General features: G+C 61.5%; 18 protein-coding genes and 1 pseudogene. 8 read left to right on the forward strand and 11 right to left on the reverse strand.

The window, feature by feature from the left end:
- The first annotated feature begins 104 nt into the window (after nt 1–104).
- The 4 genes from JH15_RS07700 to JH15_RS07715 are packed head-to-tail and all read left to right on the forward strand — an operon-like array spanning nt 105 to nt 3,805.
- Complete coding sequence (locus JH15_RS07700; protein WP_043529150.1) at nt 105–1,496, forward strand: MFS transporter; 1,392 nt, start codon at nt 105–107, stop codon at nt 1,494–1,496.
- Between the two features lie 47 nt (nt 1,497–1,543).
- The gene (locus tag JH15_RS07705) at nt 1,544–2,140 is read left to right on the forward strand and encodes a single-stranded DNA-binding protein (protein WP_043529152.1); all 597 of its coding nucleotides are present in this window, start codon (nt 1,544–1,546) and stop codon (nt 2,138–2,140) included.
- A gap of 37 nt (nt 2,141–2,177) precedes the next feature.
- Complete coding sequence (locus JH15_RS07710) at nt 2,178–3,047, forward strand: sugar nucleotide-binding protein (RefSeq protein ID WP_043529154.1); 870 nt, start codon at nt 2,178–2,180, stop codon at nt 3,045–3,047.
- Nucleotides 3,044–3,805, forward strand: a complete 762-nt coding sequence (locus tag JH15_RS07715; RefSeq protein WP_043529155.1) for a lysophospholipid acyltransferase family protein — start codon at nt 3,044–3,046, stop codon at nt 3,803–3,805. The genes JH15_RS07710 and JH15_RS07715 overlap by 4 nt, the downstream gene beginning before the upstream one ends.
- 304 nt (nt 3,806–4,109) lie before the next feature.
- Here JH15_RS07715 and JH15_RS18445 read toward each other — a convergent pair.
- Nucleotides 4,110–5,591: pseudogene (locus tag JH15_RS18445) on the reverse strand (methyl-accepting chemotaxis protein); the annotation flags it as partial.
- 342 nt (nt 5,592–5,933) lie between these two features.
- Here JH15_RS18445 and JH15_RS07725 point away from each other — a divergent pair.
- Nucleotides 5,934–6,134 (forward strand): hypothetical protein, encoded by a 201-nt coding sequence (locus JH15_RS07725; protein ID WP_043529157.1) that lies wholly within the window; start codon nt 5,934–5,936, stop codon nt 6,132–6,134.
- Between the two features lie 77 nt (nt 6,135–6,211).
- Here JH15_RS07725 and JH15_RS07730 read toward each other — a convergent pair whose 3' ends face one another.
- Complete coding sequence (locus JH15_RS07730) at nt 6,212–7,036, reverse strand: Tim44 domain-containing protein (protein ID WP_043529159.1); 825 nt, start codon at nt 7,034–7,036, stop codon at nt 6,212–6,214.
- 90 nt (nt 7,037–7,126) lie between these two features.
- Here JH15_RS07730 and JH15_RS07735 point away from each other — a divergent pair, with 90 nt between their 5' ends.
- On the forward strand, nt 7,127–7,699 hold the full coding sequence (locus JH15_RS07735) for an isochorismatase family protein (protein WP_043529161.1): 573 nt from the start codon (nt 7,127–7,129) through the stop codon (nt 7,697–7,699).
- A gap of 48 nt (nt 7,700–7,747) precedes the next feature.
- On the opposite strand, the gene yaaA is transcribed toward JH15_RS07735, so the two are convergent.
- Together yaaA and JH15_RS07745 are read right to left on the reverse strand one after the other, a co-directional pair.
- Nucleotides 7,748–8,527, reverse strand: a complete 780-nt coding sequence (gene yaaA, locus JH15_RS07740; RefSeq protein ID WP_043529163.1) for a peroxide stress protein YaaA — start codon at nt 8,525–8,527, stop codon at nt 7,748–7,750.
- Between the two features lie 100 nt (nt 8,528–8,627).
- On the reverse strand, nt 8,628–9,659 hold the full coding sequence (locus JH15_RS07745) for an NADP(H)-dependent aldo-keto reductase (protein ID WP_043529165.1): 1,032 nt from the start codon (nt 9,657–9,659) through the stop codon (nt 8,628–8,630).
- A gap of 213 nt (nt 9,660–9,872) precedes the next feature.
- On the opposite strand from JH15_RS07745, the gene JH15_RS07750 reads away from it, so the two are divergent.
- Complete coding sequence (locus JH15_RS07750) at nt 9,873–10,376, forward strand: tetratricopeptide repeat protein (protein ID WP_043529167.1); 504 nt, start codon at nt 9,873–9,875, stop codon at nt 10,374–10,376.
- A 47-nt stretch (nt 10,377–10,423) separates the two neighbouring features.
- Nucleotides 10,424–10,951: a hypothetical protein gene (locus tag JH15_RS07755; RefSeq protein ID WP_043529170.1), complete on the forward strand. Its 528-nt coding sequence runs from the start codon at nt 10,424–10,426 to the stop codon at nt 10,949–10,951.
- Nucleotides 10,952–10,954: 3 nt separating this feature from the next.
- Here JH15_RS07755 and JH15_RS07760 read toward each other — a convergent pair whose 3' ends face one another.
- The 7 genes from JH15_RS07760 to JH15_RS07790 all read right to left on the reverse strand — a co-directional run bounded on the left by JH15_RS07760 (nt 10,955) and on the right by JH15_RS07790 (nt 15,233).
- Complete coding sequence (locus JH15_RS07760; protein WP_043529172.1) at nt 10,955–11,926, reverse strand: NAD(P)H-quinone oxidoreductase; 972 nt, start codon at nt 11,924–11,926, stop codon at nt 10,955–10,957.
- Between the two features lie 25 nt (nt 11,927–11,951).
- Nucleotides 11,952–12,503, reverse strand: coding sequence for an LOG family protein (locus JH15_RS07765; RefSeq protein WP_043529174.1), 552 nt, complete (start codon nt 12,501–12,503; stop codon nt 11,952–11,954).
- Nucleotides 12,504–12,570: 67 nt separating this feature from the next.
- Entirely contained in the window at nt 12,571–13,092 is a 522-nt protein-coding gene (locus JH15_RS07770; protein WP_043529176.1) for a DUF501 domain-containing protein, read from the reverse strand.
- A complete protein-coding gene (locus JH15_RS07775) occupies nt 13,064–13,390 on the reverse strand; it encodes a hypothetical protein (RefSeq protein ID WP_043529178.1) in 327 nt (108 codons plus the stop codon). The genes JH15_RS07770 and JH15_RS07775 overlap by 29 nt, the downstream gene beginning before the upstream one ends.
- A gap of 64 nt (nt 13,391–13,454) precedes the next feature.
- Nucleotides 13,455–13,925, reverse strand: a complete 471-nt coding sequence (gene ybaK / locus JH15_RS07780; protein WP_043529180.1) for a Cys-tRNA(Pro) deacylase — start codon at nt 13,923–13,925, stop codon at nt 13,455–13,457.
- Nucleotides 13,922–14,332 (reverse strand): acyl-CoA thioesterase, encoded by a 411-nt coding sequence (locus JH15_RS07785; protein WP_043529182.1) that lies wholly within the window; start codon nt 14,330–14,332, stop codon nt 13,922–13,924. Before JH15_RS07785 ends, ybaK begins: the two co-directional genes overlap by 4 nt.
- A gap of 16 nt (nt 14,333–14,348) precedes the next feature.
- Nucleotides 14,349–15,233, reverse strand: coding sequence for a hypothetical protein (locus JH15_RS07790; RefSeq protein ID WP_231566402.1), 885 nt, complete (start codon nt 15,231–15,233; stop codon nt 14,349–14,351).
- Between the last annotated feature and the right edge of the window lie 11 nt (nt 15,234–15,244).

The following is a 15,244-nucleotide window of genomic DNA, read 5'->3' on the forward strand; positions in this document are numbered from 1 at the left end:
GCCCTCGATCCCGACATGGCCTTTTCCTGCGAGCCGACGACCCGGTAGAATAGACGGTTACTCACGCGGGCGCTTTCGCCCTTCATGCCAACCTGGATACCGCGATCCGCATGGTTTCTCGTTTGCTTCTCGCCACCGAGCGTCGCGCCATCATCGGTCTGGCCAGCCTGTATGCTTCGCGCATGTTGGGGCTGTTCATGGTGTTGCCGGTGCTTGCCCTGTATGCCGATGATCTGGCCGGGGCGACACCGCTACTGGTGGGGTTGGCGTTGGGGGGCTATGGCCTGACCCAGGCCATCCTGCAGATCCCCTTTGGCCTGCTCTCGGATCGTATCGGGCGAAAGGTAGTCATCGCCCTGGGGCTGGTGCTGTTCATGCTGGGTAGTGTGGTGGCTGCGATGGCCGATAGCATTGCCTGGATTATCGCGGGGCGCTGCCTGCAGGGAAGTGGCGCCGTCGCGGCGGCCATCATGGCGCTGCTAGCCGATCAGACCCGCGAGCAGGTACGTACCGCCGCCATGGCCACCATCGGTCTATCGATCGGCGTGGCCTTTGCCATTGCCATGGTGCTGGGCCCATTGCTGGCGTCGCACTTCGGCTTATCGGGGGTGTTCTGGTTTACGGCCCTGCTGGCCGCTCTTGGCTTGCTCGTGCTTTGGCACCTGGTGCCAGCAGCGCCGCGTCGCTTGCGGCATCGCGATGTGGGATTGGATCGCAACCAGATGAAAGCCATGCTTGGCCGTAGCGACCTGCTACGTCTGGATCTGTCGATTTTCTCCCTGCACCTGATCCTGATGGCTATATTCGTTGCTGTACCGTTTCGTCTGCTCGGGGCAGGTATCCCGATAGAGCGTCACGGGGTGGTTTATTTGGGGGTCATGGCCTTGGCGTTCGTGGGGATGGTGCCGTTGGTTATCGTCGCCGAAAAAAAACGACGCATGAAAGGCATCTTTCTGGGCGCGGTGGCCGCCATGGCTGCCTGCCTGATGGCGTTGGGTACGGCCACGACAGTGGTGCCGTTGGTTCTATTGTTATTTGGATTCTTCACTGCGTTCAACCTGCTCGAGGCCACGTTACCCTCGATGATCAGTAAGATGGCCCCGGCGGGTGCCAAGGGCACCGCCATGGGTATCTACTCCACCAGTCAATTCCTGGGCGCTTTTCTGGGAGGCATTTTGGGAGGGGCGCTAGCCCAGGATTTCGGCCTGGATGCCGTCTTTTATGGCTGTGGTCTGGTGGCGTTGATCTGGTTGACCGCGGTTTGGGGGATGCCTACCCCACGGTACTTGAGCAGTGAAGTCGTGGCGCTCGATCCGGATACTCACGGCGACGCGCTGGATACCCTGCTCGAACGTTTTGCCGAAGTGGCCGGGGTGGAAGATGTATTGGTCGTTCCGGAAGAGCGGGTCGTCTACCTCAAAGTGGACCGCCAGCGGTTGGATAGCGATGCCTTGGCACGAATTGCCGGGTCGCGGCATGATCACGAGGGCGCCTAGCGTCCGACCCTTTTTATAGCAGCTCACAGCAAGACAAGGAGACCGGCATGGCCCGTGGCGTAAACAAAGTCATCCTCATCGGCAACCTGGGGCAGGATCCCGAGGTACGCTTTCTTCCTTCCGGCAATCCGGTGGCCAACCTTCGGATTGCCACTACCGATACCTGGACCGATCGTCAGAGCGGTCAGCGTCAGGAACGGACCGAGTGGCACTCCGTGGTGCTCTTCAACAAGCTGGCCGAGATCGCCCAGCAGTATGTGAAGAAGGGATCGCGTATCTATATCGAAGGACGCCTGCAGACGCGCAAGTGGCAGGGGCAGGATGGGCAGGATCGCTACAGCACCGAGATCGTCGGCAACGACATGCAGATGCTCGATTCCCGCAGCGGCGGTGGCGCAGATTACAGTCAGGCGCCACAGCAACAGTACGCAGGTGCGCAGGGAGCGCCCCAAGGCAACGCTGGTCAGCCGGGCGGTTACGGCCAGCAGGGCTACGGTCAGCAGGGAGGCCCGGGTGCCCCCTCGCAGGGTGGGCAGCCGCAGCGCCCGCCACAGGGTGGTCAATCGGGTAATCAGCAAGGCAACAATTATGGCGCACCGGATCCCGGCAGCTTCGACGATTTCGATGACGAGATCCCGTTCTGATCGCCGTTCTCCTGCGCATAGCGGGTAAGGAGCCGACGTGAAGCTGCTGATATTGGATGCCGGGCACTGTCTGAGCCTGGCCTTGGCACGGGAAGCCAATCGTCGCAGCGATACCGAGCTGGTGATAGAAGCCGGACTGGGCCTGACATCGGAGCGCCTTGCCGAGATCGCCCCGGATGCGTTGGTGATCCCGCCGTTGACGCAGCCGATCACGGCCGAGCCGGCCGCTGTCGTAGCCCACGCCGAGGCGGTCGAGGACTGCCTGACGCTGTGCCGCGAGTCGCAGATACCTCTGGTATGGTGCGTCTCGGATCAGCTCTACGAGGATGGCTTCGACGAGCCGATCGATGAACACATGATCCCTGCGCCACGTGATGAAAGCTTACGCCGGCTGATCGTCACCGGGGATCGCATACGTGAGCGATATCCACGTCACCTTATCGTGCGGCTAGGCCCATTGTTCGCCCTGGATGGTGCCGAAGCGTGGTTGAACCAGCTGATCGATAGCCTGATCGCCGGCGATGAGGTGAGGGCTGCGGAAGATGTCATATTCTGCCCGACATCGGCGGACGCAGCCGCCATGGCGTTGCTCGGCATACTGCATCAGCTCCACTGCGGTGCTGAGGCATGGGGTGCCTATCACTTGGCGGGGACCGAGCCGGTGAGTGCCTATACCTTTGCTTCGATGGTGCGCACGCAACTGATGACGCGTCTCGAAGGGGCTGGCGAGACATTGACTCTGGGGCCGCTGCGGGCCTTGAAACATCATCACGGTCAGCCGCTGCGCCGGGTACTCAACTGCCGCCGCGTGCTGGAGGCGTTTGGAGTACACCAGAAACCTTGGCGACTGGAAGTGGGGCGCCTATTGGACGTCTGGTTTGTTGCACGGGCCGAGGAGATGGCATGAACCTCTTGCGTAGCCTGATCTTCTACCTGGGCTATTTTTCGGCAATGCTGGTGTGTGGCGTTTTCATGCTGCCTGTCGCCCCGTTCCTTCCGCTCAGGGGACGCTACCGCCTGCTGAACCTGTACAACCACTTCATCGTTGCCTGGTTTCGGATTAGTTGCGGCGTGCGCTATGACATTCGGGGCCGTGACCATGTGCCCACAGGTTCCTGCGTCATCCTCGCCAATCACCAGTGCGAGTGGGAAACGGTCTTCCTGCAACTATTGAAGCCGCCCGTTTGTACGGTATTGAAAAAGGAGCTTTTGAATTTTCCGATATTCGGCTGGGCGCTACGCCTGCTACGGCCCATAGCGGTGGATCGCTCAAGACCCGCGCGGGCCATGAAGCAGGTCCTGACCCAAGGGAAGGAGCGCCTGGAGTCGGGAATGTCGATATTGATATTTCCCGAGGGTACGCGTGTCGAACCGGGGCAGCGCCGCCGCTATAACAAGAGCGGGACGGTCATTGCCTGCCGGGCGGGCGTTCCCGTACTGCCCGTTGCGCATAACGCCGGAGAACGCTGGCCAGGGCATTACTGGATCAAGAACCCGGGTGCGCTGAATGTAGTCGTGGGCCCTCCCATCGAGACCCGTGATCGCACCCCGGAAGCGGTGCTCGCCGAGGTCGAGGAATGGATCGAGACCACGCTTCAGGAAATATCCGGGGTACCCCGCCCACCGCGGGAAGCGGCGATGGCGACTGCCCCGTTACCGGGCTGACCACCCTGAAATAGACTCCCAGAATGAAGGACGCGGCGGCAAAGGCTTCCCACTCGGCTTCCTGCTTCTGCGCCTTTTTCTGAACTGGCGCGGACGGTTGGGAGCGCTGGGATGCGCTGGGCTGACTGGACGGAGGCGTCAACGAAGCAGCGGCGCGTGGCGCCGGAAGGGTCGCAGAACTGTGCTGGGAGGCCAGGCGGAACTGAGAAACGGCTGTTTCCAACTGGGCGGCCTGGTCTTCCAGTGACGCCGCGGCCGCCGAGGCCTGCTCGACCAACGCAGCGTTCTGCTGGGTGACCTGATCCATCTGCGAAATGGCCTGATTGACCTGCTCGATGCCGCTGCTCTGCTCCTGAGAGGCCGCCGAGATTTCATCCATGATATCCGTCACGCGGCGTACCGAGGCCACGACGTCGCGCATGGTAGCGCCCGCGCTTTCGACCAAGGCAGAACCTTGCTGTACTTGGGTGGATGAGGCTTCGATCAGCGCCTTGATCTCCTTGGCGGCGTCGGCACTACGACTGGCCAGATTGCGCACCTCGCCTGCCACGACAGCAAAGCCACGACCCTGTTCGCCGGCACGGGCTGCCTCGACCGAGGCATTCAGCGCCAAGATATTGGTCTGGAAGGCGATCGAGTCGATGACGCCAATGATATCCACGACCTTCTTGGAGCTATCGGCAATGCCATGCATGGTGGTAATCACGTTATCGACGACATCGCCGCCACGGCCTGCCGTGGTCGAAGCATCGTTGGCGAGCGTGCTGCCCTGGCGGGCGTTGTCGGCATTCTGACGCACGGTCGCGGTGAGCTGTTCCATACTCGCGGCGGTTTCCTGCAGAGCGGCCGCCTGTTCCTCGGTGCGCGAGGAAAGGTCGGCATTGCCTGAGGCGATCTCGCGTGCGCCGACATGTATTGAGCCGCTGCTGTTACGCACGGTGGAAACCGTATGACCCAGGCCCTGTTGCATGTGCTGCATGGCCGCATAGAGCTTACCGATCTCATTGCGTCCACGGTCCTCGATCTGGCGTGACAGGTCGCCTTGGGCAATACCTTCGAAGTGACTGACGGCTTCCTGCAGCGGTTTGACCACGGTGCGGGTCATGGCCATACGCACCAGGATGACCAAGGCAACAGTCAGCACCAGTAATGCGATCTCGATGTAGCCGAATAGCGATGCCTGGGCCTCGAAGTCCTCGATCAATGTATCGCCGCGTGCACCGGCATAATCGATGAAGGTCTGGCTGGCGTTACGGAATTCGCCTTTTGCGATATCAACTTGAGACGTCAGGGCATGGAAGGCCTCGACGTTGCTGCGCTCCAGCTCACGTTGTTGCTGGGAGATCCCTTCGATCAGCTTGGCATGGGCGGAGACGATGTTCTGCTCATGTTCACGTCCGGAGGCGGTTTTCGGTGAATCAACGTATTGGTTGAAGCGCGTTTCGGCGCGGCCCATGGCGGCTTGTGCCTCGGCCTGATTGGTACTGGCCAGGCGCGCATCGCTATTGTTTTGCGCATCGGCAAAACGCTCCAGATACAACTGCGCATCGGCCAGGTGGGCGCGGGTCAAGGAGATCGCATTGAGCTGGGTGACATTGATCAGGTCGAGTTCTTTCAATGCCTGATCCCCCTTGTGACTGGAGAGATATCCCAGGCCAGACACGAGCAGGATGAATAAACTGAACAGTACCAGGACTGAGGTCAGGCTGGCATTGATCGATAGATTGCGTAATACACGGGTCATGGTCGTTCCTCTTCTTAGGGGCGACGGGAGGCGCCCCGGCATACGAGCACTGGGCCAAGAGGTGTCTATTGGCCCAAGCTAATTTCAATTGGTTTTTTTTAGTGATCTTTGCGCTCTGGTATTGGTGTTATCGTCACGGCGAGTAAAAAATTGAATTGGAAGCGCCTGATTAAGCGGTCTGTTGCCTATATTTCAAAATCAAGCCGATGAATCAATTAGTTACTGAGGGATAAATACTTCGCATTTGGTTTGAAACGCTTAATATACAAATTAAATTAAGCCTGCTTATTATTATTCAGTTAAATGCTACTTCGCTCAGCGGTGAGGTGCTTACTGTGCTAACGTATCCTTGTGTATATGCGACTGCCCGCAAGGAGGGAGAAAATGGAAGGGAATCAACTACGCAAATGGGGCATGGCCCTGCTGTTGGTGCTGAGCGTCGTCGGTATGGCAGGCTGCGATAACGAAGGTCCTGCCGAGCAGGCGGGAGAAAATATCGACGAGTCCATGGAGCAGGCAGGTGAGACCATGGAAGAGCTGGGCGACAATATTCAGGAATCGGCTGACGAGGCGCAGGAAAACTGATTGCTGTGGCCTGAAACCGCGTTCCGAAACGCAAGAGGCCGGCCCTTGGGGCCGGCCTCTTGCCGTTTGGATGGAGCTCAGTGAGGGTTTTGCTCGATCCCCTGAACATACCAGGGCGCGCCATCCTGCAGCTCTCGAGTCAGATGCCAGGTCTCGTTGAAGGCCGTCTCCTCGCCATTTTCGTCGAGGATGCCATGGAAGATCACCGTGGCTTCCGCTGAATTACCCGTTTCGCGTACCTCGCCCAGCTCCGCAAGTAGACGCACGACCTCGGTCCGGTTGTTGGCCGGGTGCTGGTCGCGCTCGGCGCGTAGCAGGTTATACAGCTCCGGTGTGACGTACTCCTGGATGCCGCTGAAGTCGTTGTTGTCCCAGGCGCGCTGCAAGGTCATGAAATGCTCCTTGGCCCCGCCCAGGAAGCGCTCCCTGTCGAACCAGGTCGGCATGGGGCTCGGCCCGCCGAATGCAGGGGCGGTTGATGCTGCGGGCTGGGGTTGCGGTTGGCCGAGCCCTCCGGAACGTGGTTCGACACCGCCCGGTGTCGCTACGGCCGGCCGGCGACGGGCCAGCAGCCGGAACGCCAGGAAGGCCACACCGGCGACCAGAAGAATATCCATTAACCGCAACTCGTCGAAGGCGCCGCCGAAGAACAGCGCGGCCAGCAATCCTCCGGCGAGGAGGCCACCCACCATGCCGCCGGCACGTCCCGGTGCGCGAGCACCCGCTTGCTGGCCGGCTGCGGCTGGCGCCGCCTGGCGGCTGGGAGCTGCAGCCGTGCTTTCGGTAGAGCGCGAGAAAGAGCCGAAACTCTTGCCGCCACCCAGGCGGCGTGCCTCGGCATCGTCAATAGCCAGACTGAAACCCAGCATGCCGACCAACAGCATGATCATGAAATGTCGCATCGAGGAGAGTCTCCGTGAGTGGCGTTAAAAAGCGAATCGCGACATTCTACCGGTTATTCTCGAAATAAGATCAGGAGAATAGGAGGAGACATGCGCATTTCCCGCGATCAAAGCCTCATGGTGATCGTCGACCTCCAGGCGAAACTACTGCCGGTCATCGACGGCGGTGAGCAGGCAGTCGCCGAGGCCACCTGGCTTGGGTCGCTGGCCTTGGAACTCAATGTGCCGGTTTGGTTCACCGAACAGTATCCCGAGGGACTGGGCGCGAGCGATCCACGCTTGCTCGAGCGGCTCCCCACCGCCAGGCGCTGGGAAAAACACCACTTCGGTGCTCATGACGAAACGGACTTCGCCCGCACCCTGGTAGAAACGGGCTGTCGACAGGTCATCGTCTGTGGCACAGAAGCCCATGTGTGTGTGCTTCAGACCGCGTTGGGTCTGCTCGAGGCAGGGTACAGCGTGTATTGGCTGGTCGAGGCGTGTGCCAGCCGGCGCCCCGAGGAGGCCCGGCTGGCCAAGGAACGGGCCGTGTCGGCGGGCGCCGTAGCGGTGAGTGCCGACATGGTCGCCTATGAATGGCTGCAACGCTGTGACACCGACACCTTCCGACAGGTTCACCGGGGCTACCTCAAGCCCCGTTCAGGGCGCAATCTGCGCTTTTAATCCCGAACCGGATGGCGTGCCCCTTCTTTCGAAGGGCTCATTCCCGCTCTAGCTGGCCGCCTCTTCTCGGGTGAAGACCAGGGTATCGCCCTCGGAAAGGATGGCGTTGTAGCGGTAGCCTTCGACATCGAACGCCTTGAGTCCCTCGGGATCGTTCAGCCGCTGGTGAATCATCCAGGCGCTCATCAGCCCGCGGGCCTTCTTAGCATAGAAGCTGATGATCTTGAACTGGCCGTTCTTGGCATCCTTGAAAACCGGTGTGACGACATGGGCATCGAGCTTTTTGGTATCGACTGCCTTGAAGTACTCGTTCGAGGCGAGGTTGACCAGCACCTTGCTACCGCTCTCGGCAATCGCCTGGTTAAGCGCGTCGGTCAGGGTTTTCTTCCAGAAGGCGTAGAGATCCTTGCCCGCCGAGTTGGGCAAGCGCGTGCCCATCTCGAGGCGATAGGGCTGGATCAGGTCGAGGGGGCGCAACAGGCCGTAGAGTCCCGATAGTATGCGCAGATGGCGCTGGGCGAAGGCATTGTCCTGTTCATTGAACGATTCGGCCTGGAGACCGACATAGACATCGCCTTGGAACGCCTGGACCGCCTGCTTGGCATTGTCGAGATCGAAAGGGGGATGCCACTCGGCAAATCGTGCTGCGTTGAGCCCGGCCAACTTGTCACTGATGCCCATCAGTTCGGACAGTTGCTGGGGTGAGTAACCACGCAGGATGTCGATGAGCTCCTGGCTCTTGTCGAGGAAGTCGGGCTGGGTATAGGTAGGCGTGGTGGGAGATGCCTCGAAATCCAACGATTTGGCGGGTGAAATCACGCTCAGCATGGTGCCGCTCCAGTCAGCCTAGGAAGAATCGCGAGTATACCAAGGCGGGCCGCTTACCGGGGCTATCGTGGCGATAGCCCCGGTAAGGCAGGGGAATGCTTTAGGGACTGGGGTTGGGAATACGCTGATGGACCGCTTCGATGGCGTCCAGTACCTCCTGGTCGAGTTTGAGAGACTCGCTGGCCAGGTTGGTTTCGAGCTGCGCCATGGTCGTTGCCCCAATGATGTTGCTGGTCAGGAATGGGCGCGAGTTGACGTAGGCCAGTGCCATCTGTGAGGGGTCGAGGCCATGCTCGCGGGCAATGCCGACATAGGCCCGGGTCGCTTCGTCGGCCAGATCCGAGGTGTAGCGCTTGAAGCGCTCATAAAGGGTCAGGCGGCCCTTGGGCGGCCGGGCGCCGTCGAGATACTTGCCCGATAGCATGCCGAAGGCCAGCGGTGAATAAGCCAGCAGTCCGACCCGCTCACGATGGGCGATCTCTGCCAGGCCAACCTCGAAGCTGCGGTTGAGCAAGTTGTAGGGGTTCTGGATGCTGGCGACTCGCGGCAGCCCCAGTGTCTCGGCAAGATGCAGGCTGCGCATCACGCCCCATGGCGTCTCGTTGGAGAGCCCGATGGCGCGTACCTTGCCGGCGTCCACCAATTCCTTGAGTGCAGACAGGGTCTCCTCGAGGGGGGTGGCGTCTTCATTGTCATCGGGCACGTAGCCCAGCTTGCCGAAGAAGTTGGTACTGCGGTCGGGCCAATGCAACTGATACAGATCGATATAGTCTGTCTGCAAACGTTTCAGGCTGGTGTCGATGGCGCGTTGCAGATGGTCGCGCGTCAGGCGCGGGCCGCCGCGAATGTGGCTCATCCCGGGCCCGGCGGCCTTGGTGGCCAGTATGAGGTCATCGCGGCTACCGCGTGCCTTGAGCCAGGTCCCGATATATTGCTCGGTCCGCCCTTGGGTCTCGGCCATCGGGGGGACCGGATACATTTCGGCGGTGTCGATGAAATTGATGCCAAAAGCCACGGCGCGATCGAGCTGTTCGTGGGCCTCGGATTCGCTATTTTGTTCGCCGAACGTCATGGTACCAAGGCATAGCCGGCTGACCTCGATACCGGTATCGCCCAGGGGTCGGATCTGCATTCATCGCTCCATCGCACTAGGAATGAAATCGCATGGTAGCCGCGCCTAACGCGAGCGGCAAATGACGGGGGTTGAGTCGGCTTCGAGGTGGGCGTATGCTTGCCGCCCATTGCCCCGGCAGAGCCCGGCTGGCCCAAGCATGAGAGCCGATGGTGCCAGGTACAGGACGGTACCTGCTATCGTATCAGTCAACGAGAACCAAGGTTGTTTGCCATGTCGCAGGCATCTTCTCTGTTCACTCGCCTCGAGTATCGCCTGGCGGAGCAATTATTTCGCGCACGCTGGTTGCCGCGCTCGCCGCGTACCCAGCGTTTGACCATGCGCCTGTTCCAACGGTGTGCCGATGCGGGTCACACGTCGGCGCTGGCTGTGTATGGCAACGTGCTGTTTCAGCGCGCCATCAGCCCGCAGGACAAGGCACGCGGGGCTAGCTATGTGCTCAAGGCCGCCCACAGTGGCGATGCCTATGCACAGTATCAGGCTGCGCGTATCTACGAGCACGGGTGCGCGCAGTACCCGCGTCGCGAGGATCATGCCGTGACCTGGTTTGCCCGTTCCGGCGAGGCAGGCTATGCCCAGGCCGCACTGCGCCTGGCTCAAGCCTACCGCTGGGGCGAGCTGGGCCTGCCGGTGGATGCACAGCGTGCCGACTACTGGCAGCGCCTGGCTGATCATGCTGGCGCATTTGCCGAACCCCAACAACTCGTCCACCACTGAGCGAGCCACTGGCGCGGCCTTACGCCAATACAGAGGATGCCGTTCACGTGACGCTGCCTATCTTGCTAGACATCGAAGCGTCCGGGTTCGGACGTGGCAGCTATCCGATCGAGGTCGGCCTGGCCCGGCCTGACGGCAGTATCTGTGCTTTCTTGATTCATCCCCTTGATGAGTGGGTTCACTGGGACCCCAAGGCCGAACTGCTGCATGGCATTTCCCGTGCGCGACTGGTACGCGAGGGACATCCGGTCGTCGAGGTGGCGCGGTGGCTCAACGATGAGCTGTCTGAAGCCGGCGTGGCCTACAGCGATAGCTGGGGTTACGACAATACTTGGCTGTCGCTGCTCTTTCACCATGCCGGGATGCTGCCGCGCTTTCGCCTCGAGGCCCTGCGTCGCCTGCTTTGTGATCAGCAACTCAGCCAGTGGAAGGCGACCAAGGAAGCGCTGATACGTGAGTGCGCTATCCAGCGCCACCGGGCAGGGGCCGACGCCCGCTTGTTGCAACTCACCTATGAACGTACCCGGCAGATCGCCCTGAACCTGCCGGGGCACGAAGCGCCCGACACCGACTGACGGCTATCCTTCGCCACTTACTGCCAGCAGTACCTTGCCGGTCGTGGCATTGCTTTCCAAGTGTTCCATGGCGGTATCGGCCTGATCGATGGGCCAGGTACGGTCGATGAGCGGACATATCTTCCCCGTCTCCAGGCGCGGCCAGACATGCGCCAACAGGGCATCGAGTATCAATCCCTTGGCCTTGGGCGGGCGTGAACGCAGGGTGGAACCGATCAGTCGCTGGCGCTTCATCAGCATGCGGCCCATGTCCAGGTCGGCCAGGCGGCCTCCCATCAACCCGATCAGCACCAGGCGGCCATCGACATTGAGTACCTGCTGATTGTCGGCCAGATAACTGGCGCCTACCGGGTCGAGGATGACGTCGGCGCCACCCCAAGCCTTCACCGCGTCGACGAAGCTACCCTGATGACGATTCCAGCCGCTTTCGGCTCCCAGTGCCTGGCAGGCCGCGATTTTTTCGTCGCTCCCGGCAGTCACGAAGCAGGGGTGATCGAACGCCTTGCAGAGCTGGATGGCTGCGGTACCCACCCCGCTGGCCCCGGCATGCAGAAGCACGCGCTCCCCGGTCTTGAGAGCACCTTCCATGAACAGATTCAGCCAAGCGGTGGCAAATACCTCGGGCAAGGCGGCCGCCTCACGCAGACCCATGCCATCGGGAATGGGCAGCACCTGCTGGCTCGAGACCACCACTTCCTCGGCATAGCCGCCGCCAGCCAGAAGGGCGCAGACCTTGTCGCCGACCCGCAGGCGTTCGACACCCGGGCCGGCTTCACTCACGGTACCGCTGACTTCGAGCCCTAGTATCTGCGACTCGCCAGGGGGCGGCGGGTAGCTACCGGCACGCTGCATGATATCGGCGCGGTTCATGCCGGCCCAGGCGACATTGATGCGAACGTCATCAGGGCCTAACGGCCCCGGCGTCGGCTGCTCGCGCCATGTAAGGCGGGACTCTTCCGTGACAATAGCGTGCATGCGGGACCTCCTGTCCTGTCGTGTTTCAGGGGATGTGCAGTTGGTATTCCAAGGCGTCGAGCAGGGTTTCGGGGTGCTCGGCCGCCAGCAGTCGCTGCCGTGTGCCCGCATCAAGAAAGCCTGCCTCGACCGTTGAGTCCAGAAAGCCTAGCAAGGGGCTATAGAATCCTGCGGTATCCAGGACACCGATCGGCTTGTCATGCAGGCCGAGGTATTGCCAGGTCCAGATTTCGAACAGTTCTTCCAATGTGCCGATGCCCCCCGGCAAGGCGACGAAGGCATCGGCGTGCGACGCCATGCTGGCCTTGCGCTCATGCATGTTGGCGACACGGATCAGTTGGGTTAGCCCCTGGTGCGCCTGCTCACGCTCGACCAGATGGTCCGGCATGACACCGATCACTTCCCCGCCGGCGTCCATGGCGGCATTGGCCAGGGCGCCCATCAGCCCAAGGCGCGCTCCACCATAGACCAGGCGATGGCCACGTTGCGCGATCTGCCGGCCCAGTAACTCGGCGGTTTCTTTGTAGATGGCCTGATGGCCGGTGCGGGAACCCAGGTAGACACAGATATTGGCCATGCGCTTCTCCTCGATCGGGCCCATAGTCTATCAGGCCGTTCGGGTGTGGGCATGGGGGCGCGCTGGTTCAGGGCAGGCAGTCAGGAATGCCGTAGACAGCGTCCAGCCACTGGCCTATCGCGTTGTCGCCACACAGATGGTGCGCATATTGGGTATGTAGACAACGAACCTGATCCCACTTGCCAATGCCGCCAACCCCGCGCTCACTAAGCAAGCTGGCATAACCCAGACGCTCGATGTCGGCGCGGTGTTCGGGGGTCATGTAATGCCACCGCTGGGCCACGTAGTCGCGATGGCTCTGGTGATAGGCGGCGAGGAACTCGGGTTCCTCCAGCAGCTGGGCCTCGAGCCGCTTGATCACCCCCTGGGCCTCGATCTGGGACAGCACGACCTTCAGGCGTTCCGAACATAGCCAGTAGAGGGTCGGGAAGGGCTTGCCATCGATGATGGGCTCCATGCGCAGCACCAAGGGCGTGCCCTCGCCGTCGGTCGCGGCCACCGCCTGGATGCCACGGGGTGCGCGGCCCAACTGCTCGGTGATGATCGCCAACTGGCGGGGATCAGGAGCCTGATCGGTACGGATAACCATCGTGCGGATCTCGCAGGAATTTGGGAGAGCGCCCCACGGCGCGGAAGAAGGCCTGGTTGAGCTGCACTGGCGTGGGCACGTAGGCCCATTGTCGTTGGCAGTACTCGTCGGCGCGGGCCATCAGAACGTCATAGAGGCGATTGAACGGGGCATCATAATCGTAGGGGTCATCACCGAACAAGCGGATGTGGGGGTAATCGGCAAAGCGCTCCATGAAGTAATGCTCGAGATCGGCCTCCACGGCGCGGTGTTGACCGACATTGTCGGGATCGAGCCACAGGTTGTAGCGAATCGCCATGTGTGTCTCCTGAGGCGATGTGTCTGCCGACCCTACACGGCTCGATGGCGTATGCACAATGCGCTCAATGACGTGCGATATGGCATGCCCGGGCCTGGGTAAGCTCGATGAGTACCCCCGGCGACAGGCCAATTTCGAGGCCACGGCGCCCCGCGCTGATATACAGGGTGTCGCGTGTCGTGGCGGAAATATCCAGGTAGGTCGCCAACCGTTTGCGTTGCCCCAAGGGGCTGATGCCCCCAACCACGTATCCCGTACTACGCTCGGCTTCTTCCGGATCGGCCATGCTCGCTTTCTTTGCCTTCGCAGCACGTGCCAGGGCCTTGAGATCGAGCTGGCTGGCCACCGGCACGAGAGCCACGACCAGGCGTCCATCGTCGAGCCTTGCCAGAAGGGTCTTGAAGACGTCATGTTCAGAGAGCCCCAGCGCGTCGGCCGCTTCCTGTCCGTAGGCCGGTGTCTTGGGGTCGTGATGGTACTCCTTGAGCGCGAAAGCCAGGCCGGCGCGCTCGAGGACGCGCACCGCCGGGGTCATCCCCGTGTCTCCGGCGGGGCCTGCAGGTGGGCCTCGAGCGCTTGCCGGAGCTCACCCTCTATCGGCGTGGCGCGCTTGGCAGCGTGGTCATAGTGCACCATGACCGTATTCCCCTGGGCGGCCAGCTTGCCGCCCTGCCACGCCTGCTGAGTCACGGTGAAAGAGCTGTTCCCCAAGCGTGTCAGGAAGGTCTTTAATTCGACCTCCTGACCATAGTAGAGCTCAGCGTGAAACTCGATATCGTAGCGGGCCAGGATCAGGCGCCATTTGCGCGGGTCGAGATCCGGCGTGAACAACCGGAACAGCTCGGTACGTCCCTGTTCGAACCAGGCAGGTAGCCGGGTGTTGTTGATATGTCCCAAGGCATCGGTGTCGTGGAACGCAGGCTCCAGGGTGCGGATGAACATGCCAGTTTCCTTTCTGTCAGGGGCTCGGGTTGTTGGGGCTGTCAGCCGTTTTGGCCATGGTGTGGGGCGAGGGCCGATCCTCGGAGCGGGGCGTTTCCAATGATCGTTTGCGCAGCCGCCAAGTTTGGATTCGTGTCCAAGCGAGGAGCCACAGTGTGGCCGCCACGAAGCCGGCGGCGGTGCCCAGGGCCAGACCCAGGTTGGTATAGGTCAACGATACGGTCAGCGCATAGCAAAGTAGAGAGCCGAGCCCGGCCGGGTAATGCTTGATCACCGTGGCTACCGGCGCGGCGCCATGGCTCAGGTGAAGAATGATCAGGAAGGGGAACATGGTGACCGGAAACGCTGCCAGCACACCGGCCCAGGCGGCCGGGATGGCATGGGCGAGCCCCGTAATCAGGAAAATGATCGCCGCGGCCAGCAGCGCTCGCGAGCCCAGGGCAGCCCAGGAGAAACCGCCCCGCCTGGCGGCGCGGCTATCCGGGATGTGGCGGTAGAGCCACAGGAAGCCGGCGATGGCCACCAGTGTGACCAGGCTGCCTTCCAGGCGGTTGAAGTCGAAACGCGTCAGCAGCAGCGCTACGATGAGCCAGGCACCGATACCGCCCAGGCTGCCGCGTAGCATGCCGACGACGCCATCCCGGCGACCGCACAGCCAGTAGCCGCCAGTCAAGGCCAGGGTGGCGCTGAAGCCGGCCAGCGTATGCACGGCCCCTTCGGCGGCAAACGCGGGCGATATCTCCAGGCCAATGAAGAAGAGGGCGATTGCGGTTCCCAGTGGATAACCGGACAACAATCCGGCCACACGGGGACTTGCGCGTTCCGCAACCAGGGAAAGGCCCAGCACGACGCCCACCGAGACCAGAAGTTTGGCGACTTGCCAACTGAAAGGCACGTCCATGACAGTTCCTC

Origin of the sequence: Litchfieldella xinjiangensis (assembly GCF_000759345.1) — a bacterium.
In the GTDB taxonomy this organism is placed as follows: domain Bacteria; phylum Pseudomonadota; class Gammaproteobacteria; order Pseudomonadales; family Halomonadaceae; genus Litchfieldella_A; species Litchfieldella_A xinjiangensis.